The following is a 19,822-nucleotide window of genomic DNA, read 5'->3' on the forward strand; positions in this document are numbered from 1 at the left end:
CCCCTGGCGTTCCCAGGTCAGCGGGCGATCACCGCCCCGCGGGCAAGCGCCGCAGGCCCAGCGTGTCGGTGCCGTTGCCGTCCCAGTCGCCCACGTAGGCCTCGTCGGAGGCCCGACCGTAGGTGACGGTGAGGTCGGCCTGACCACCGGTCAGCGAGTTCTTCGCGAAGTACGTCGCGCCGCGGCGGACCGCGAGCGTGTCGGTACCGTTGCCGTCCCAGTCACCGGTCAGCGTGACGTCACCCGGACGCCCGTAGTGGAAGACCCTGTCGGCCTGCCCACCGGTGAGGGAGTTCTTCACGAAGTACTGGCTGCCGCGACGGACCGCCAGGGTGTCGGTGCCGTTGCCGTCCCAGTCACCCACCAGCACGGTGTCCGCCGGCCGGCCGTAGCCGACGACGACGTCCGCCGCCCCTCCGCTCAGGGAGTTCTTGATGAAGTACTGGTTGCCGCGGCGGACCGCCAGGGTGTCGGTGCCGTCACCGTTCCAGTCACCGACGAGCACGGTGTCACCGGGCCGCCCGTAGGCGAAGACCCGGTCGGCCACGCCGCCGCGGGGCGAGTTCGACACGAAGAACTCACTGCCGCGCCGCACGGTGATCGAGTCCGTCCCGTCACCGTCCCAGTCACCGATGAGCACCTCGTCGGTGCTCCGCCCGTACTGGAAGTGGTGGGCGGTGGTGCCCCTCCAGTTGTTGCTGAGGTAGAAGCCCTCACCGGTGCCGGGCACGGGACCCGGCTGGGACGTGGAGAAGGTGCGGGTCCACTCGGTGGTCGCCCCCTCCTCCAGCGTGAAGCCCTGCAGGGCGCGCGCGGTCACGGTGACCGTGCCCGTCCCCGGGTAGGTGCCCGGTGCGACGACCTCACCACCCACGAGGTACTCCACGCCCACGTCCCACGGGACCGTGTAGGAGTCGTTGGCGGTACCGGGCCGGTCGGTGAAGCTCACCGGCGCGGGCGCCACCTCCACCGGGCGCGAGCCGGGCTCCCCGGCCTCCAGGCCGGTGAGGTACTCGAAGCCGGTGGTGACGAAGTCGTCGCCCTCGGGCGCGACGTCGTACTCCATGACGTAGTAGGCGATCTCGGCGTGCTCCTCGGCCGCGGCGAGGATCTCCTGGAGCGGGACGTCGCCCTCACCGAGGTTGGTGAAGCTGGGCCCGTCCTCCCCACCGAGGTTCGTCGCGTCCTTGATGTGGAGCAGCTCGATCCTGTCCCCGTACTCCTCGATCAGAGCGGGGACGTCGACCCCGGCGTCCGCGGCCCAGGCCACGTCCAGCTGGAAGGTCACGAAGTCCGGGTCGGTCTCCTCCACGAGGATCTCCCACGCCGACATCTCCTCACCACCGTGGTTGTAGGTGGTGAGGAACTCGCCGTCGTGGTTGTGGCCGAAGAACTTCCCGATCCCGGCGTCCACCGAGGCCTGCCCGAGACGGTTCATCCGCTCCGCCGTCTGCAGCACCCGGCCGTAGGAGCTGATCCCCGGGTCGGCGAAACCGCCCGAGCCGACGTACTCCTGGCCCAGGGTCTCGACGAACTCCAGCGTCTCGGGGAAGGTCGCCTCGTTGGTGCTGTAGTGAGACGACGGGACGCTCAGGCCGACCTCGTCGACCATCGCGCGGAACTGCTCGGCCGTGAGGCCCTCGAAGTTCCCGCCGAAGGGCTCGATGTTCTCCAGGCCGATCTCCGCGAGCCGCGCGAGGACGGGCTGCAGCCCGGCCTCCTGCACCCACGGGATGAGGGAGAACATCTGGACCGAGACGCGGTCCACGGGGATGTGGACCGGGTCGGTCGGCTCGTCCTCGCCCACCTGCCGGAAGTAGTCGAAGGCGAGCGTCGTCGGGGCGACCTGCTGGGCCCCGAGGACGAAGATGCCCGGTCCGGCGTCCGCGACCGCACCGTTAGTGACGGCGCTGGGCAGCTCGGTCCACGTCTCACCGTCCGGGGAGTAGGCCCCGGTGAAGGTGTCGCCGTCCCGGCTGAGCCGCAGGTAGAACGTCTGGTCCTCGTTCTGCGTCAGGTCGTTGATGTCGTCCTGCGGGTCCTGGATGACGGCCCCGACCTCGCTGCGCAGCTCCACGCGGAAGCCGTCGCCGCCGGTCGAGACGGCGTCGAGCTTGACGTAGTTGTCGGCATCTCCGTAGACGATGAGACCACCCTGCTGGTACGTGCTCTCCAGCGCGCCGGTCACCTTCGTCTCGACGGTCCACTCCTCGCCCTCGACCCGCGTGTTGCGCAGGATGTTGGGAACCGTGGTGTTGGGCGTCGTGTAGATGTCGTTGTTCGTCGTCGTCAGGCGGACGGCGCCGTCGCTGATCTCCATGAGGTCCTCGTTGCGGTCGATGACGTCCCAGCGGCACGGGTCGACCTCGTCGCCGTCGAACTCGTCGCTCGCCGGGATCTCGGCCGTCGGGTCCTCGCAGACCGGGTCGGGGTCGGGTGCCTCGCCGGACATGCCCTGACCGTGGAACTGGAGCTCGTCGATGACGACGTCACCGGTGGCGACGAAGTACACCGCCTCAGGGCCACCGACCGGGGTGACCGCGGCCCGGGCGGAGTCCGCCCAGTCCTCGGTCGCGCCGAGCTCGACGGTCGCCATGAGCTGGCCGTCGACGGCGCCCTTGCGGACCTCCACGGTGCCGGCACCGGTGTGCCGCACGGAGACCTCGTCGATGTTCGTCAGGTCCATCGGCGCGAAGGAGATCCAGCCGCCGTCACCGAGCTGCACGGCGCTGCCGCCGTTGGCGCCCTCGAGGGCGACGACCTCACCGCCCTCGGCCTCGGTGAAGAACTCCGCCTGCTGGTTGCGCACGCGCAGCACGGCCTCGTCGTCGGCCGAGAGCGCCGGCAGGTCCGGGGCACCCTCGTCGGTGTACGAGGCGTTGATGACACCGAAGATGTTGGCGTCCAGCCCGTGGCCCTCGTCGCGCGGGGTCGTGATGGTCCCCTCGCAGCCGGTCGCCGAGCTCAGCGGGTGGCCGTGCTCGTCGTGGCCGAGGATGTACTCCACCCGGACGCGGGAGCAGTCGATCTCCCCGTCCTCCACGTCGGTGACGGTGACCCGGAAGGGCACCTCGTCACCGAAGCTGAAGATGCCGCCGTCGACGGGCAGCTCGAGCGTGACCTCGGGCGCGGTGTTGCCGACGATGACGTTCGTCGTGATCGTCCCCGTCCGCAGCTCCTCGCCCTCGCCGGCGCTCACCCTGAGCCGGGCGGTGTAGACGCCCGCCTCCTCGTAGGTGAAGCTCGCCGTCGGCTCGGTCGAGTCGATCTCGCCGTCGTTGTCGAAGTCCCACGCGTACGACAGCTCCATCCCCTGCGGGTCGCTGGACGCGCTGCCGTCGAACTCGACGGTCAGCGGGGGCTGGCCGTTGTTCGTCGACGTCGTGACGCGGGCAACCGGGTTGGGGCTGTCCGCCACGTAGTCCACCCGGTAGAGCGCCGAGTCCCAGGCACCGGAGAAGAAGCCGCCGCTGCCGTAGTCGAGGACGTAGAGGGCGCCGTCGGGCCCGAACTCCATGGCCATCGGCGTGGACGGGTTGAGCCAGTCGAGCGACGGGACGACGTCGACGAGCCCACCCTCCTCGTCGATGACGAACTCGCGGATCCAGTCACGGCCCCACTCGAAGTTGAGCGTCTTGCCGTCCCAGTACTCCGGCCACTTCCGGTCGGAGTCGAGCTCCGGGTCGTAGCGGTAGGTGGGGCCGCCCATGGGCGCCTCACTGCCGTTGCCGAGGTCCGGCACCGAGCCGCCGTCGTAGGGCAGCCACGCCGGGACGGCCGGCGGGAGCTCGGTCAGCCCGGTGTTGTTCGGGCTCTCGTTGACCGGGTTCGCGCAGTTGAAGGCCTCACCCGAGACACCGGGCGTCCCCGGCTCCGCGTCCCGCGGCGGGAACTGGTAGTCGATGTACGCGTCGTTGTCGCCGTGGCAGTACGGCCAGCCGTAGTTGCCGGGCTCCTTGATGAGGTTGAACTCCACCTGACCACCGGGCCCGCGGCCGGGGTTCGGTCCGCCGGCGTCGGGGCCGTAGTCACCGAGGTGCACCCAGCCGGTCTCGCGGTCGATCGCGAAGCGGAAGGGGTTGCGGAAGCCCATCGCGTAGATCTCCGGGCGGGTCAGGTCGGTGCCGGGCGCGAAGAGGTTCCCCTCGGGGATCTCGTAGGTGCTGCCCGGGCCGGGCTCGGCGCCGTCGGGGATCTCGTCGAGGACGTCGACCCGCAGCAGCTTGCCGCGCAGGTCGTTGGTGTTGGCCGAGGAGCGCTGCGCGTCCCAGGCCGGGTTGCGGCCCTCGCGCTCGTCGATCGGGGTGTAGCCGTCGGAGGCGAAGGGGTTGGTGTCGTCACCGGTGGACAGCCACAGGTTGCCCTCGGCGTCGAAGTCGATCTCGCCGCCCGCGTGGCAGCAGGTGCCGCGGGAGGCCTCGACGCGGAGGATCTCCTCCTCGGACTCGAGGTCGATCAGCCCGTCCTCGCTCAGCTGGAAGCGGGAGAGCCGGTTGTACCCGTCGAAGGGCGCGAAGTCCTCCTCCGTGCCCCACTCGGGCGCGTCACCCGGTGGTGTGTCGAGCGGCGGGGCGTAGTAGGCGTAGACCCACCGGTTCTCCTCGAAGTTCGGGTCGATCGCGATGCCCTGCATGCCGTCCTCGTCGTGCGAGTACACGGGCACGGTGGCGGCCAGGGTGGTGCCGCCGTCGCCGCCGGTGTAGAAGATCCGGCCGTCGCGGGCAGTGTGGAGGACGTCCCCGTTGGGCAGGACCGCGAGCGCCATCGGCTCGCCGACGTTCTGCTCGCCCTGCACGAGGGTGACCTTCTGGTAGGAGTCGGCGACGGTCGCGGCGCAGTTGGCGTCCTCGACGCCCGCCGCGGTGCGGATGCCCCCGAGGATGTGCTCGACGAAGGCCGGCTCGGTGAAGGACTCCTCGGTGTGCCCGCCGCCGGTGTACCAGGACCGGCCGCCGTCGTAGTCATGGCACCAGGCGATCGGGTGGTCCGAGCCCATGGCGTTGTTGCCGGGCTCGTAGGTGGTCTCGTCCAGCGTGGCGAGGACGTGGACCTCGCCCCGCGGGCTCTCCTGGTAGTTGTACCACTCGTCCGTGCGGTTCCACGTCAGCGGCAGGTGCTCCGTGGACGGGTGCACCTGGTCGACGACGGCGACGTCCGCGTTGGGCGTCCCGGGCGGGTGGCTGGCGAAGTAGGCGCCGACGAGCTCGCCGTACCAGGGCCAGTCGTACTCGGTGTCGCTCGCGGCGTGGATGCCGGCGTAGCCGCCACCGTTCTGGATGTACTGCTCGAAGGCTGCCTGCTGCTCGTCGTTGAGCACGTCACCCGTCGTGGAGAGCCACACGACGACGTCGTAGTCGGCGAGGTTCTCCTCGGTGAAGTCTGCTGCGTCCTCGGTGTGGTCCACCGAGAAGTTGTTCTCCTCGCCCAGCTGCTGGATGGCGGCGACGCCCTCCTCGATCGAGCCGTGCCGGAAGCCGGCGGTCTTGGTGAAGACGAGGGCGCTGAACTCCGCGTCCTCCGGTGGGGGTGGTTCCGTTCCCGCGCTGGCACCGCTCACGGTGAGCGGGAGCACGAGGGCGGAGGCGAGCAGTGCGCCCGCTCCCCGGGCCCACCCCCGCGACCCCTTCGGTCGTGTGACCACGGTTTCTCCTTGAAAGTCGAGTTCACGTGCGGGCCGGCCTCACGGCGCGGCCGATGTGGCCGGGCGCCGTCGTCGGCGTCCGGCTGGAGCCGCCCCTGCACCTGCGCAGATCAGCGACGTCCACTCGGCACACGGGTGTGTGCTACCTCACTTCCACGCCCGAGCGTAGGGGTACTTTTGGGTGTCCGTCAATCAAAAGCCGCGAACATCGACGCAGTCTAAGGCGTATCCTCCTTTCGGAGGAGGACGATGGGAGGAACCCTCAGGCCGGCCCGATGCGCACGTCGCGGAAGGCCATCTTGTCCGCCGGCCCGTGGTTCTGCAGCCCGATGTGGCCGGCGAGCGGCCGGTCGGTGACGAGCTCGTTGACGAGCACGCCGTTGAGGTGGACGGCGAGGCGCGACCCGTCGGCAACGATCTCGTAGGTGTTCCACTCCCCGGGCGGCGCGAGCGCCTCGTCGCGCCGGGCCAGGTCCGCTCCCTGCACCCCGTAGACCGCGCCGGTCGTGCGGTCCGGCTGGTCGCTCGGGTCGATCTGGATCTCGTAGCCCTCGGTGACGGCGGTCCACGGGTCGTCCCCGGGGTCGGGGAAGCCGACGAAGACGCCGGAGTTGTCGTCCCCCGACATCCGCCACTCGACCCACAGCCGGTAGTCCCGGAAGCTCTCGGGGAACCAGAGCAGGCCCATGCCGCCCACCGTGACCATCGAGCAGTCCTCCTGCAGCTCGAAGCGTCCGGGGCCGGCCATCCGCCAGGCGTCGAGGCTCTCCTGCGTGCCGTCGAAGAGCGCGCGGTAACCCTCCTCCGGAGCGGCCGGCGGGCACGTCCCGCCCTCGGCCGGACCGGTGGACGGCGACCCGGCGCAGCCCACGAGCAGCACGGCGACGGCGGCGAGCGCGGCGGACCTCGGCACTGGTGGCTCCTTCCGACCCTCCCACCGTACGCGCGCACGCGGGCCCCCAGCCGGCAACCGGCTGGGGGCCCGCGTCCGAGGGTCAGCTCGACTTGCTCAGCCCACGCACCTCCTTCACCGGCGCGGCCGCGGCCGCTGCCGACACGGTTGCCGCGCGACGGATGCCGAGCGTGTCGGTGCCGTTGCCGTCCCAGTCGCCGACGACGACCTCGTCACCGAGGCGGCCGAAGGTGACGACGCGGTCGGCCTCGCCACCTCGCAGCGCGTTGTTGACGTAGTACGTGCGACCACGCTGGACGGCGAAGGTGTCCTTGCCGTCGCCGTCCCAGTCGCCCGCGAGCGTGACGTCCGCGGCGCGGCCGTACGCGAAGACGACGTCGGCACTGCCGCCCGCCATCGCATTCTTCACGTAGTAGGTCGAGCCGCGGCGCACCGTGAAGGTGTCCCTGCCGTTGCCGTCCCAGTCGCCGACGAGGACCTGGTCCTCGGCGCGGCCGTAGGCGACGACGGCGTCGGCCCGCCCGCCGGCGAGCGAGTTCTTCACGTGGTACTCCTTGCCGCGCCGGACGGCGAAGGTGTCGGTGCCGTTGCCGTCCCAGTCGCCGACGAGGACGACGTCCCCGGGGCGGCCGTAGGCGAAGACCCGGTCCGCGTCCCCGCCGCGCAGGGCGTTGGAGACGTGGAAGGTGCTCCCGCGGCGCAGCGCCACGGTGTCGCGGCCGTCGCCGTCCCAGTCCCCGATGAAGACCTCGTCGGTCGTCCGGCCGTACGCGAAGCGCACGTCCGTCGAGCCGGTCCAGGTGTTGGAGAGGTGGAACTCCCCGGTGCCGGGAGCGGACGCGGTGGAGAAGGTGTGGCTCCACTCGGTGGCGGCACCCCGCGTGAGGGCGAAGCCCTGCGCCGCGCGCGCGGTCACCGTGACGACGCCGGCGCCCGGGTGGGTGCCGGGCTCGACGAGCTGCCCGTTGGCGCGGTACTCGACCCCGACGACGCGGGGCACCGTGAAGGCGTCCCGGTCCGCGCCGGGCTGGTCGGTGAAGGTCACCGGCCGGGTCGTGACCTGGACGGGACGCGAGCCCTCCTCGCCGGCTGTCTGGCCGGTGAGGTACTCGAACCCGGTGCGCACGAAGTCCTCGCCCTCGGGCGCGACGTCGTACTCGAGGACGTAGAGCTCGACGGTCTCCTGGGCCTGCGCCGCGGCGAGGATGCCCTGGAGGTCGACGTCGCCCTCACCGAGGTTGGTGAAGCTGGGCCCGTCCTCCTCGCCGAGTCCGACGGCGTCCTTGATGTGGAGCAGCTCGATCCGGTCCCCGTGCTCCTCGATCAGAGCGGGGACGTCGACCCCGGCGTGCGCGGCCCAGGCCACGTCCAGCTGGAAGGTCACGTACTCCGGGTCGGTCTCCTCCACGAGGATCTCCCACGCCGACATCTGCTCACCGCCGTGCGTGTACACGGTGGTGAACTCCGTCGCGTGGTTGTGGCCGAAGAACTTGCCGATGCCCGCCTCGACCGAGGCCTGCCCGAGACGGTTCATCCGCTCCGCCGTCTGCAGCACGCGGCCGTAGGAGCTGATCCCCGGGTCGGCGAACCCGCCCGAGCCGACGTACTCCTGGCCGAGGATCTCGACGTAGTCGAGGGTCTCGGCGAAGGTGCCCTCGTCGACGTCGTAGTGCGAGGAGGGCACGTCCAGCCCGATGAGGTCGGTCATCGCGCGGAACTCCTCCGCGGTCCAGCCGGCCAGGTTCCCGCCGAAGGGCTCGACGTTCTGCAGGCCGATCTCCGTCAGCCGGGCGAGGACCGACGGCAGGCCGGCCTCCTCGACCCACGGGATGAGGGAGAACATGCCGACCGACACGTCCTCCGCCGGGACGAGGACCCGCTCGACGGGCGGCTCCTCACCGGAGGCGGTGAAGGTGAGCGCGTCGAGGTCGACGCCGCCGGTGCTGGTGACGACGACGGAGCCGGTGCCCTCGGGGACGGTGGACAGTCGCGTCTCGATCTCCTGCCAGCCCTCCCCGCCCGCGAACTCGATCTCCGCGAAGGGGGTCTCGTCGTCGCCCCGGCTGAGGAAGACGGTGCCCTCGCCCGCGCCGCGGGCGGTGACGGTGTCGATGACCTCGCCGGTGGCGGCGTGGCGGAAGGCGACCGGCTGGAAGGTGAGCGAGTCGCCCTCCTCGAAGTCGGTGACGTAGGCACCGGCGCCCGCCTCGGCGTCGTCGGCGACGGTCACGCCCTCGGCGGCGTCGTACCACTCGGCCTGCTGCACCTCGGGCTTGAGGATGAGCGTGGCCTCGCTGGTGATCGACGGCGCCTGCTCCTGCTCGGCGTCGCGGTAGGTGGCGACGAAGGTGCCGTAGATCTTCTCGCCCTCACCGTGCTCGACGGCGTCCGGGCTGGTCTGGATGACGATCTCGCACGAGCGGCTGCCGGAGACCTCGGGGTGGGCGTGCTGGTTGTGACCCAGGCCGAAGGTCCAGCTGAGGTTGTCGCAGTTGGCCTCGTCGCCGTCCTCGGCGTCGGTGACCGACACGTTGATCGTCACCTCGTCGCCCCAGTTGAAGAACTCGCCGTCGGCGATGCTCAGGGTGATCTCGGGGGCGGTGTTGCCGACCGTGACCGCCGTCGTCGAGATACCGCTCGCACCCTGCGGGTCGGTGGCGCGCAGCGTGACGTCGAACTGGCCGAGGTCCGCGAAGGTGTGGGTGACCTCGACGCCCTCGGCGTCGAACTCGCCGTCACCGTTGAAGTCCCACTCGAAGGTCAGCTCCTCGCCCTCCGGGTCGCGCGACGCCGAGGCGTCGAAGGTGACCTCGAGGGGCGCCGTGCTGCTGGAGATCGGCGAGGCCGTGAAGGACGGCTGCGGCGTCTTGTTGCCGTCACCGACGTAGTTGACGCGGTACAGGCCGGCGTCGGGGTTCTGGCGGAAGAAGCCGTCCCCGTACTCGAGCACGTACAGCGAGCCGTCCGGACCGAACTCCATGTCCATGACGTTGTCCCAGATCGGCTGGCTGACCGTCTCGAGGTGGAGGTTCGGCAGGAAGTTCTCCACGTTCGTGACGACGCCGTCCGAGCTCAGCTCGTCCATGGTGATCGCGGCGACGTAGTCCTGGGAGAACTCCGCCATGAGCGGCTTGCCGTCCCAGTACTCGGGGAACTTCGTCGGGGAGTCGAGCTCCTCGTCGTAGCGGTAGATCGGGCCACCCATGGGCGCCTGGCCACCGGCGGTACGGAACTCGACGAACTCGTCCCAGGGCTGGTCGCCCGGGTTGTCGCCGTAGTACACCTGCGGCTCGGTCACCGGGGGCAGGACGTCGAGGCCGGTGTTGAAGGTCGAGTTGTTGACCGGGCCGTTCTCGCAGTCGAAGAAGATGTCGCCCGGGGCGTTGTTCTCGAAGTCCCACTCGTTGTACGCGCCGCCCTCGTTGGGGCCGTGGCAGTAAGGCCAGCCGCCGTTGATCGGCTCGGTGGTCAGCTGCCACTCGACGTAGCCCATGGGGCCGCGGTCGACCTGGGGCTCGGCGGCGTCGGGGCCGTAGTCGCCCCAGACCAGCGCGCCGGTCTCGATGTCGTAGTCGATGCGGAACGGGTTCCGCAGACCCATGACGTAGATCTCCTCGCGGACGAGGTCGGCGTCGTACTCGCCGTTGTTGAAGAGGTTGCCCTCGGGGATCGTGTAGGTGCTGCCCGGACCGGGCTCGGCACCCTCCTCGATCTCCTCGATGGGGTTGATCCGCAGGATCGCGCCGCGCAGGTCGTTGGAGTTGCCCGCCCCGCGGCGGTCGTCGAAGCCCGGGTTCATGCCCGGAGCATTGTTGATGGGCGTGTAGCCGTTGGCGCCGGGCGTGCCGGCAGGGGTGTTGTCACCGGTGGAGAGGAAGAGGTTGCCCTCCGCGTCCCAGGCCATGTCGGCGCCGACGTGGCAGCACTGGCCGCGCTGGGCGTCGACCTTGATGATCTCCTGCTCGGAGTCGAGGTCGAGCGTGCTCGTCTCCGCGTCCCACTGGAAGCGCGAGAGGACGTTGTAGCCGAGCCACTGGTCCCAGTAGGTCTCGGGGTCGGCACCCTCCGGGAGGCTGTTGGGGGCGTTCCCGGCGGGGGTGGTCTCGGGGTAGGGCGTGCCGTCGGCGGCGGTCCCGGACATGACCCGGGGCGCGTAGACCAGGTAGACCCAGCCGTTCTCCTCGAAGTCCGGGTCCAGCGAGACGCCCTGGAGGCCGTCCTCGGAGTTGGCGTAGACGTCGAGCTGCGCGACCTGCGTCGTCGCCCCCGTCGCCGGGTCCGTCAGCCGCACCACCCCGTTGCGTGCCGTGTGGAGCACGCGTGAGTCGGGCAGGACGGCGAGGTCGATGGGCTCACCGGTGTTCTTGGTGACGAGGACCTTCTCGTAGTTGTCCCACTCCAGCGCCGGGTCGTCCGCGACCTGCGCCGGGGCCGCGTCGTGCGGCGCGTCCGGATGTGCCTGAGCCCCGCTCATGGCGAGCGGCAGCACGAGCGCGCTGGCCAGCAGCGTGCTCGCACCTCGGGTCGCCCAGCGGCGCCCCGTTGATCGTCTGACCACGATTCCTCCTTGAGTCGCGCACGCGGGGACCGGTGAGGTCCGAACCGGGCCGTTGTCTGGCGGGAGGTCCGCCAAGCTGCCCGTGGGCCCGGCTGGGGAGGACGGTGGGCCGCTGCGCACTTCGTGGTGCGCGGGGCCCCCTCCCCACTGACGTGCTTCAGATCACGACTCGGCCACGATAGGAGGCCCGTTTAGCAACCGTCAAACCAAAAGTCAGCATGTGGACATGCAAGTTAGGTCAGTTCCGCGTGCGGGTGCGTCAGTCCGCGGCGGCCCGGACGTGCCCGAGGGCGTCGTCGAGACCACGGGCGACGGCGTCCCGGGCGCTACCGACAACACCGGCGGCGGGCGCGAGGAGCGAGGAGCCGTCCAGCAGCCGGGCGACGGCGCGGAGCTCCTCGCGCGCCTGGCGGGCGACGCGGTCGGGCGCCGCCGAGCGGGCGAGCTCGCGCCGCATGACGGCCGCCGTCCCCTCGTCGAGGTCCGCCCGCCCGACGTCCGCCCCGATCCGTGACCACACCGGCAGGGTGCGGGCGTGCAGGACGAGGGTGGTGGCCTTGCCCTCCCGGAGGTCGGACAGGGCGCTCTTGCCGGTGACCGACTCCGGCGCGAAGACCCCGAGGAGGTCGTCGACGAGCTGGAAGGCCTTGCCCAGCGCCAGGCCCACCGCCTCGATCTCGGCGCGCAGCTCGGCGGGTGCCTCGGCGAGGATGGCACCGGCGCGCATCGGCGCCTGGAAGGAGTAGAGAGCGGTCTTCTCGGCGGCGATGCGCAGGGCGTCGGTGAGCGAGACCTCCTCGAGGCCGAGCCCGGCCGCGACGTCCGCGAGCTCGCCGGCGACGCTGACGAAGACGGTCTCCCACAGCAGCTGCTGGAGCCGCGCGTGCACCGCGCCCGGGACGTCGACGGTGGCCACGAGCCGGTGGGCGAGGGACATCGCCAGGTCCCCGGCGAGGACCGCCGCCCCCTCGGCCAGCTCCTGCGCCCCGCGCTCGTCCGCGCCGGCCGCCCGCGCGAGGGCGGCCATCCGGGCCGCGAGGTTGGGCTCGCCCCGGCGCATCGTGTCGTGGTCGATGAGGTCGTCGTGGACGAGGAAGCCCACGTGGAGCAGCTCGACGGCGGCACCCACCTGGGCGGCGGCCGGGCGCCGCGTGCCTCCGAGGGTGTCGTGGAGCTCGACGACGAGCCGGCCGCGGAACCGCTTGCCCCCTGCCGAGGCGCGCCCGAGCTCCTCCCACAGGCGCCCGTAGAGCTGCCCGTGCCGCTCCGCGGCCGGGCGCAGGTCGGCGAGCAGGGCGGTGAGCACCGCACTCACCTCGGCGTCGGCGGCGCGCACGGGGGTGCTCGTCGTGTCCACTGGTCCTCCCACTGGCGCATCAAGCCCCCGCCGCGGCCCCACGACGGCGAGTAGGCTGGGGACAAGAGCACGATGTGTTAGCGTCTTTTGTCAAGCCGTGTATCGCGTGGACAACAGCGTCTTACGTAACACGGCGGGGGCTCGACGACCACAGGCGGTTGTCGAGGGCAGACAACGAGGTGATGTGATGACCCAGCCTAACGCCGTCCACGAGCAGCGGGTGGGGGTGTGGTTCGTCGGCGCGCGCGGGTCGGTCGCGACCACCGCCACCGTCGGTGCCCTCGCCATGGCGCGTGGGCTGGCCCCGCGGACGGGGCTGGTGAGCGAGCTGCCGGAGCTCGGCGCCGCCGGGCTGCCGCCCGTCGACGGCCTGGTCACCGGCGGTCACGACGTCGTCGAGACACCGCTGGCCCACCGCGCCCAGGCCCTCGCCGACGCCGGTGTGCTCCCGCCCTCGCTCGTCACGGTGCTGGCCGACGAGCTCGCCGCCGCCGACTCCCGCATCCGCCTCGCCCCTCGCCTGGGAACCCAGCGGGAGACGGCGCAGGCCGTCGAGCAGGACATCCGCACCTTCCGCGAGGACCACGGGCTGGACCGGGTCGTCGTTGTCGACGTGTCCAGCACCGAGCCGCCGGTCCCCCAGCGCCCCGAGCTCGACAGCCTGGCCGCCCTGGAGGAGGCGCTCGACGCCGGCCACGCGCCGCTGCCCACGAGCTCCCTGTACGCCTACGCGGCCTTCCGGGCCGGCTGCCCGCTCGTGTCCTTCACCCCCAGCCCGGGCGCCACTCTCGGTGCGCTCACCGAGCTCGCCAAGGAGCAGGGCCTGCCGTGGGCGGGCCGCGACGGCAAGACCGGCGAGACGCTCGTGAAGTCCGCGCTCGCCCCGATGTTCGCCACCCGCGCGCTCCAGGTCCGCTCCTGGGCGTCGTACAACATGCTCGGCGGCGGCGACGGCGCCACCCTGGCCGACCCGCAGGCCGCGGTGAGCAAGACGACGACGAAGGCCGCCGGCCTGGACGCCATCCTCGGCTACCACGTCGCGGGTCCGATGCACATCGACTACGTCGAGGACCTCGGGGACTGGAAGACCGCGTGGGACCACATCTCCTTCGAGGGCTTCCTCGGCACCCGAATGACGATGCAGTTCACCTGGCAGGGCTGCGACTCCGCGCTCGCCGCCCCGCTCGTCATCGACCTCGTCCGGCTCACCGCCCGCGCCCACGAGCGCGGGGAGAACGGCGTCGTCGGCGCCCTCGCCTTCTTCTTCAAGGACCCGCTCGGCGGCATCGACCACAGCCTCGCCGGGCAGTGGCGCACGCTCACCCAGTGGTGCGAGAGCCTGGGGGCTCCGGCGTGAGCGCCCGGGACATCGCCGAGCTCGTCCGGCTCCCCGCCGCACTGTCGGTGCCCGGTGACGCCCTGGCCGGTGCCGCCGTCACGGGCACGCTGGGGTGGCGCACGGCCGGCCTCGCCGCCTCCTCCACCTGCCTGTACTGGGCCGGCATGGCGCTCAACGACTACGCCGACCGCGACCTCGACGCCGTCGAGCGGCCCGAGCGGCCCATCCCCTCGGGGCGGGTGAGCCCGACGACGGCCCTGAGCGTGGCCGGCGGCCTCACCGCCGCCGGCGTCGGGCTGGCGGCCGTCGGCGGACGCCGCGCCCTCGCCGTCGCCGTCCCGCTGGCCGCGACCGTGTGGGCCTACGACCTGCTCGCCAAGCCGACCCCGCTCGGTCCCGTCGTCATGGCCGCCGCGCGCGGCCTCGACGTCGTGCTCGGCGGGTCGGCCGACCCGCGCCGCGCCGCCCCGGCCGCTCTCGCCCTCGGCGCCCACACCTGCGCCGTCACCGTGCTCAGCCGCGGGGAGGTGCACGGGTCCAGCAAGCCCGTCGCGAGCGCCGCCCTCGCCACGACGACGGCGGTCGCGGCCGTCGTCGCCGGCTCCGGCCTGCGCCGTGGCCGGGTGCTGGCCCGGGTCGCGTCCGCCGCCCTCGCGGGCAGCTACGCGCTCACCGTGGGCCGGGCACAGGCCGCCGCCGCGGCCAGCCCCGACGCCGCGACGGTCCGCCGCGCCACCGGCACCGGCATCCGGGGCATGGTGCCGCTGCAGGCGGCGCTCGTGGCCGGCGGGGGCGCCGTCGCGACCGCCGTCGGCCTCCTGGCCGCCGGACCCGCACTCCGCGCCGCAGCGAAGGGAATCTCACCGACATGAGCCTGCGTCTGTCCTACGGGACCAACGGCTTCACCGACCACCGCCTGCCCGAGGCCCTGGCGATCATGGCCGAGCTCGGCTACGAGGGGGTCGCGCTCACCCTCGACCACCAGCACCTCGCCCCCTTCGCGCCCGACCTCGCCGCGCGCGTCTCGCAGACCGCGGGCCTGCTCGAGCGGTACGGGCTCGCGGTGGCCGTGGAGACCGGGGCGCGCTACGTGCTCGACCCGTGGCGCAAGCACGAGCCCACCTTCGTCTCCGCCGAGGGCGCCGAGGACCGTGCCCGGCTCGTGCGCACCGCCGTGGACGTCGCCGCGGACCTGGGCGGCGACGTCGTCCACCTGTGGTCCGGGGCCCTGCCCCCGGGGACGCCCGACGACGTCGCCTGGGAGCGGCTCGTCGCGAACCTCGCGCCGGTGCTCGAGCACGCCGAGTCCGCCGGGGTGCGCCTCGCCTTCGAGCCGGAGCCGGGGATGTTCGTCAGCCGCCTCGCCGGCGTGCGGGAGCTGCGCAAGCGGCTCGGGAGCCCTGCGGCGCTGGTCGCGACCGTCGACGTCGGCCACGCCGTCGTCAACGAGGAGGCGAGCCCCGCCGAGTGCATCCGCGAGAACGCCGAGATCGTCGCCCACGTCCAGATCGAGGACATGCGCCGCGGCGTCCACGAGCACCTCGAGTTCGGCGAGGGGGAGGTGGACGTCCCCGCCGCCCTGCGCGCGCTGCTCGACATCGGCTACGACGGGCTCGTCTCCGTCGAGCTCACCCGGCACGCCCACGACGCCCCGGCCGTCGCGGCCCGGTCCCTCGCCGTCCTGCGCAGCGCCCTCGACGCCGCCCGCACGCCCCTCAAGGAGACGACATGAGCCGCACCGACCAGCGGCGCGACGCCATCGCCGCGGCGCTCTCCCCCGCCGCCGCCAGCCGGCTGTCGCAGATGACGGACGAGATCACCGCCAAGCCCGCCGACGTCGGGCGCCTGTTCCCCGCCGCCGCCCGCGAGGTGGCGCGCGGCCCGCTCGACCCGGCCGACCCGAGCGGCATCCACGGCCCCACCCTCGACGACGCCGTGCGCGGGGTCCTCCTCAGCGCCCTCGCCGAGGCGCTCGACGACGACGCCCGGCTGCTGCGCGAGGTCGGCGACCTGTACCGCTACGGCGACGGCGACGAGAAGCGCGCCGTGCTCCGGGCCCTCGACCTCCTGGGCCCCGAGGCCCAGCCGATCGTCGAGGACGCGCTGCGCACCAACGACATCCGCCTCGTCGCCGCCGCGATGGGCACGTGGGCGGGTACGCACCTCGACGCCGCCACCTGGCGCCAGGGCGTGCTCAAGTGCCTCTTCGTCGGCGTCCCGCTCACCGCCGTTGCCCGCCTGCGCGAGCGCACCGACGGCGAGCTCGCCCGGATGGTCGCCGCCTACGCCCACGAGCGGCTCGCCGCCGGGCGCCCGGTCCCCGACGACGCCCGTCTCGTGCTCGACGAGGTGCCCGCCGCCCTCGACCAGTTCCCCGACGTCGCGGCCGCGCTGCGCCCGTCCGCCTGACCGCCCACCACGAGGAGTCCCGCCATGCGCATCTTCGACCCGCACATCCACATGACGTCCCGCACGACGGACGACTACGAGGCCATGCACGCGGCCGGCGTGCGGGCGCTGGTCGAGCCGGCCTTCTGGCTCGGACAGCCGCGCACGAGCGTGGAGTCCTTCGTCGACTACTTCGACAGCCTCGTGGGCTGGGAGCGCTTCCGGGCCTCGCAGTTCGGCATCGCCCACCACGCGACCATCGCGCTCAACCCCAAGGAGGCCAACGACCCGCGCTGCGTCGGTGTGCTCGACCTCCTGCCTCGTTACCTCGCCAAGGACGGCGTCGTCGCCGTCGGCGAGGTCGGCTTCGACTCGATGACCGAGGCGGAGGTGCGGGCCTTCACCCGCCAGCTCGAGCTCGCCGGGGAGCACGGCCTGCCCGCCATGGTCCACACGCCCCACCGGGACAAGGCCGCCGGCACCCGGCGCACCCTCGACCTCGTCCGCGAGGTGGGGATCGAGCCGGGCAGGGTCGTCGTCGACCACCTCAACGAGACGACGGTCGAGATGGTCGACGACGCCGGCGCCTGGCTCGCGTTCTCCATCTACCCGGACACGAAGATGGACGAGCACCGCATGGTGCGCATCCTCCAGGAGCGCGGGCTGGAGCGGGTGCTGGTCAACTCCGCCGCGGACTGGGGCCGCAGCGACCCGCTCAAGACGTACAAGACCGGGCAGGCGATGCTCGCCGCCGGCTTCACCGACGACGACGTCGACCGCGTGCTGTGGCGCAACCCCGTGGAGTTCTTCGGGCAGTCCGGGCGGCTCATGCTCGGCTACGACACCTCCGACACGACGGCCGCGACCTTCGAGGGCAACTCCATCCTCCGCGGCGAGCGCCCGGCGGCCGAGGTCTGAGCCGTGCGACTACGACACCCGGGGGGCGGCGTCGTCCACCTCGCCTACTGCAGCAACGTCCACCCCGCAGAGGACCTCGCGGGTATCCACGCGCAGCTGCGGCGCTTCGCCGGACCGGTCCGCGAGCGCCTCGGCGTCGACCGGCTCGGCCTGGGGCTGTGGCTGCCGGCCGCGGCGGCGGGCCGTCTCGCGGCCGAGCCCGGCGAGCTCGACGACCTGCGCCGCGTCGTGGACGAGCAGGGGCTGGAGGTCGTCACCCTCAACGCCTTCCCCTACGGCGGCTTCCACGACCCCGTCGTCAAGCACAAGGTCTACCGCCCGGACTGGACCGAGCGGGCGCGGCTCGACTACACGCTGGCCGCGGCCCGGGTGCTGGCCGGCCTGCTGCCCGCCGACGCCGCCCGCGGCAGCATCAGCACCCTGCCGCTGGCGTGGGCGACGCCGTGGTCGGAGGAGGCAGCCCAGGCCGCCCGCGCGAACCTCGACGCGCTCGCCGGCGGCCTCGCGCGGTTGCGGGACGACACCGGCCGCACCGTGCGCGTCGGCTTCGAGCCCGAGCCCGGCTGCGTCGTCGAGACGACGGCGGACGCGGTGCGGGAGCTGGCCGGCATCGACACCGAGCTCCTCGGGGTGTGCGTCGACACCGCCCACCTCGCCACCGCCTTCGAGGACGCCGACGAGGCGATGGGCCGGCTGGCCGCCGCCGGTCTGCCGGTCGTCAAGGCACAGCTGTCCGCGGCGCTGCACGTCGCCGACCCGGCGGCGGCCGTGGCGGCCGGCCTGCTCGACGACTTCGTCGAGGACCGCTTCCTCCACCAGGTCCGTGAGCCGGTGGCCGCGGGTGTGGCCGGCCGCGACGACCTGCCGGACGCGCTCGGCGGCTCCCCGCTGCCGGCGCAGGCGCCGTGGCGGGTGCACTTCCACCTGCCGCTGCACTCGGCCCCGCGTGCCCCGCTCGCCGCGACGACCACCGAGCTCAGCGCCTCCGCGCGGGCCCTCGTGGGCGGGGAGCGCCCGCTGACCGACCACCTCGAGGTGGAGACCTACACGTGGTCGGTGCTGCCCGCCGACCAGCGGCCCACCGACGACGACGGGCTCGTCGCCGGGATCGCCGCCGAGCTGGACCACGCGCGCGCGGAGCTCCACGCGCTCGGACTGGAGGACGCATGACCGACAAGCTGCTCGTGCTCAACGTCGTCGCGCTCACCCCGCGGCTCCTCGAGCACATGCCCCGCCTCAGGCGGGTGGCCCAGCAGGGCTACCGCGCCCGCCTCGACACCGTGCTCCCGGCCGTCACCTGCACGGCGCAGTCCACCTACCTCACCGGCCTGCCGCCCAGCGAGCACGGCATCGTCGCCAACGGGTGGTTCTTCCGCGACCTCGGCGACATCCTCCTGTGGCGCCAGCACAGCGGCCTCGTCGAGGGCGAGCGGGTGTGGGAGACGATCCGCCGCCACCGCCCCGACTACCGCGTGGCCAACGTGTGCTGGTGGTACGCGATGGGCGCCGACGTCGACACGACCGTCACCCCGCGCCCGGAGTACCACGCCGACGGGCGCAAGGAGCCGGACTGCTGGACCTGGCCGCCGTCGCTGCACGACGAGCTCGTCGCCGAGCTCGGCCCCTTCCCGCTGTTCACCTTCTGGGGCCCCGGCGCGAACATCGAGTCCTCGAGGTGGATCGTCGGCGCGACCCGCAAGGTCTTGCCCGACCACGACCTCACCCTCGCCTACATCCCCCACCTCGACTACGACCTCCAGCGCTTCGGCCCCTCCGGCCCGGAGGCCGTGCGCGCCGCCAAGGAGGTCGACGAGGCGCTCGCCCCGCTGCTGGACGACGCCGAGCGGATGGGCGCGACCGTCGTCGTCCTCAGCGAGTACGGGATCACCGACGTCAACCGGCCCGTGGACGTCAACCGGCTGCTGCGCCGGGCGGGCCTGCTCCACGTCCACCGCAACTCGACCGGCGAGATCCTCGACCCGTGGACCTCCAGGGCTTTCGCCGTCGCCGACCACCAGGTCGCCCACGTCTACGTCCGCGACCCCGCCGACGTGCCCACGGTCCGTGACCTGCTCGCCGGGCTGCCCGGCGTCGAGCAGGTGCTCGACGAGGAGGGCAAGAGGGCCGCTGGGCTGGACCACCCGCGCTCGGGCGAGCTCGTCCTCGTCGCCGAGCCGGGCGCGTGGTTCACGTACTACTACTGGCTCGACGACAGGGACGCCCCCGACTTCGCCCGGCTCGTGGAGATCCACAAGAAGCCCGGCTACGACCCCGTCGAGCTGTTCATGGACCCGAAGGACCGGTGGGTCAAGCTGCGGGCCGGCAAGGCGCTGCTGCGCAAGAAGCTCGGGATGCGCTACATGATGGACGTCGTCCCGCTCGACCCGGCGCCGCTGCGCGGCAGCCACGGCCGCCTGCCCGAGACCCCGGACGAGGGCCCGGTGCTCCTGTGCTCCGACCCCTCCACGGCGCGGGACCACGTGCGGGCGACCGAGGTCCGCGACCTCCTCCTCGACCTCGCCGGCGTCCCCACCCCCGCCTGACTTACCGCCGACAGCAGGCTTGTTCCACAGCGCATCCCCTGCCGCCGACAGCACACTTACCGCCGACAGCACACTTACCGCCGACAGCACAGTTACCGACCGGGTGCGCCGGCGGACGACCGTCGCCGCCGCGCGGACCGATACGGTAAGCGGGCCGGCAGGCGC

The 19,822-nt window shown here is 72.5% G+C and carries 11 protein-coding genes; 7 read left to right on the plus strand and 4 right to left on the minus strand.

Annotation, left to right across the window (positions count from 1 at the left end; all coding sequences use genetic code 11):
• Positions 1–28 precede the first annotated feature (28 nt).
• The 4 genes from AA0005_RS15635 to AA0005_RS15650 all read right to left on the minus strand — a co-directional run bounded on the left by AA0005_RS15635 (position 29) and on the right by AA0005_RS15650 (position 12,469).
• Positions 29–5,641: a ThuA domain-containing protein gene (locus AA0005_RS15635; RefSeq protein ID WP_413451054.1), complete on the minus strand. Its 5,613-nt coding sequence runs from the start codon at positions 5,639–5,641 to the stop codon at positions 29–31.
• 262 nt (positions 5,642–5,903) lie between these two features.
• Complete coding sequence (locus AA0005_RS15640) at positions 5,904–6,554, minus strand: DUF1080 domain-containing protein (RefSeq protein ID WP_413451055.1); 651 nt, start codon at positions 6,552–6,554, stop codon at positions 5,904–5,906.
• 82 nt (positions 6,555–6,636) lie between these two features.
• Complete coding sequence (locus AA0005_RS15645) at positions 6,637–11,112, minus strand: PQQ-dependent sugar dehydrogenase (RefSeq protein ID WP_413451056.1); 4,476 nt, start codon at positions 11,110–11,112, stop codon at positions 6,637–6,639.
• A 259-nt stretch (positions 11,113–11,371) separates the two neighbouring features.
• Complete coding sequence (locus tag AA0005_RS15650) at positions 11,372–12,469, minus strand: polyprenyl synthetase family protein (RefSeq protein ID WP_413451057.1); 1,098 nt, start codon at positions 12,467–12,469, stop codon at positions 11,372–11,374.
• A gap of 187 nt (positions 12,470–12,656) precedes the next feature.
• On the opposite strand from AA0005_RS15650, the gene AA0005_RS15655 reads away from it, so the two are divergent.
• The 7 genes from AA0005_RS15655 to AA0005_RS15685 are packed head-to-tail and all read left to right on the plus strand — an operon-like array spanning position 12,657 to position 19,657.
• Positions 12,657–13,826 (plus strand): inositol-3-phosphate synthase, encoded by a 1,170-nt coding sequence (locus tag AA0005_RS15655; protein ID WP_413451058.1) that lies wholly within the window; start codon positions 12,657–12,659, stop codon positions 13,824–13,826.
• Complete coding sequence (locus tag AA0005_RS15660) at positions 13,823–14,680, plus strand: SCO3242 family prenyltransferase (protein WP_413451059.1); 858 nt, start codon at positions 13,823–13,825, stop codon at positions 14,678–14,680. The genes AA0005_RS15655 and AA0005_RS15660 overlap by 4 nt, the downstream gene beginning before the upstream one ends.
• Complete coding sequence (locus AA0005_RS15665; RefSeq protein ID WP_413451060.1) at positions 14,677–15,540, plus strand: sugar phosphate isomerase/epimerase family protein; 864 nt, start codon at positions 14,677–14,679, stop codon at positions 15,538–15,540. The genes AA0005_RS15660 and AA0005_RS15665 overlap by 4 nt, the downstream gene beginning before the upstream one ends.
• Positions 15,537–16,217, plus strand: a complete 681-nt coding sequence (locus AA0005_RS15670) for an EboA domain-containing protein (RefSeq protein WP_413451061.1) — start codon at positions 15,537–15,539, stop codon at positions 16,215–16,217. Before AA0005_RS15665 ends, AA0005_RS15670 begins: the two co-directional genes overlap by 4 nt.
• Positions 16,218–16,241: 24 nt before the next feature.
• Positions 16,242–17,114: a TatD family hydrolase gene (locus tag AA0005_RS15675; RefSeq protein WP_413451062.1), complete on the plus strand. Its 873-nt coding sequence runs from the start codon at positions 16,242–16,244 to the stop codon at positions 17,112–17,114.
• Positions 17,115–17,117: 3 nt separating this feature from the next.
• Entirely contained in the window at positions 17,118–18,284 is a 1,167-nt protein-coding gene (gene eboE, locus AA0005_RS15680) for a metabolite traffic protein EboE (protein WP_413451063.1), read from the plus strand.
• A complete protein-coding gene (locus AA0005_RS15685; protein WP_413451064.1) occupies positions 18,281–19,657 on the plus strand; it encodes an alkaline phosphatase family protein in 1,377 nt (458 codons plus the stop codon). The genes eboE and AA0005_RS15685 overlap by 4 nt, the downstream gene beginning before the upstream one ends.
• Positions 19,658–19,822: the final 165 nt, after the last annotated feature.

It is taken from the genome of Georgenia phoenicis (assembly GCF_047302425.1).
Lineage (GTDB): Bacteria > Actinomycetota > Actinomycetes > Actinomycetales > Actinomycetaceae > Oceanitalea.

Coding starts and splice junctions, on each gene's coding strand:
- AA0005_RS15665 (WP_413451060.1), top strand. CDS start 14,677: ATGAGCCTGCGTCTGTCCTACGGGACCAACGGCTTCACCGACCACCGC.
- AA0005_RS15670 (WP_413451061.1), top strand. CDS start 15,537: ATGAGCCGCACCGACCAGCGGCGCGACGCCATCGCCGCGGCGCTCTCC.
- AA0005_RS15655 (WP_413451058.1), top strand. CDS start 12,657: ATGACCCAGCCTAACGCCGTCCACGAGCAGCGGGTGGGGGTGTGGTTC.
- AA0005_RS15685 (WP_413451064.1), top strand. CDS start 18,281: ATGACCGACAAGCTGCTCGTGCTCAACGTCGTCGCGCTCACCCCGCGG.
- AA0005_RS15675 (WP_413451062.1), top strand. CDS start 16,242: ATGCGCATCTTCGACCCGCACATCCACATGACGTCCCGCACGACGGAC.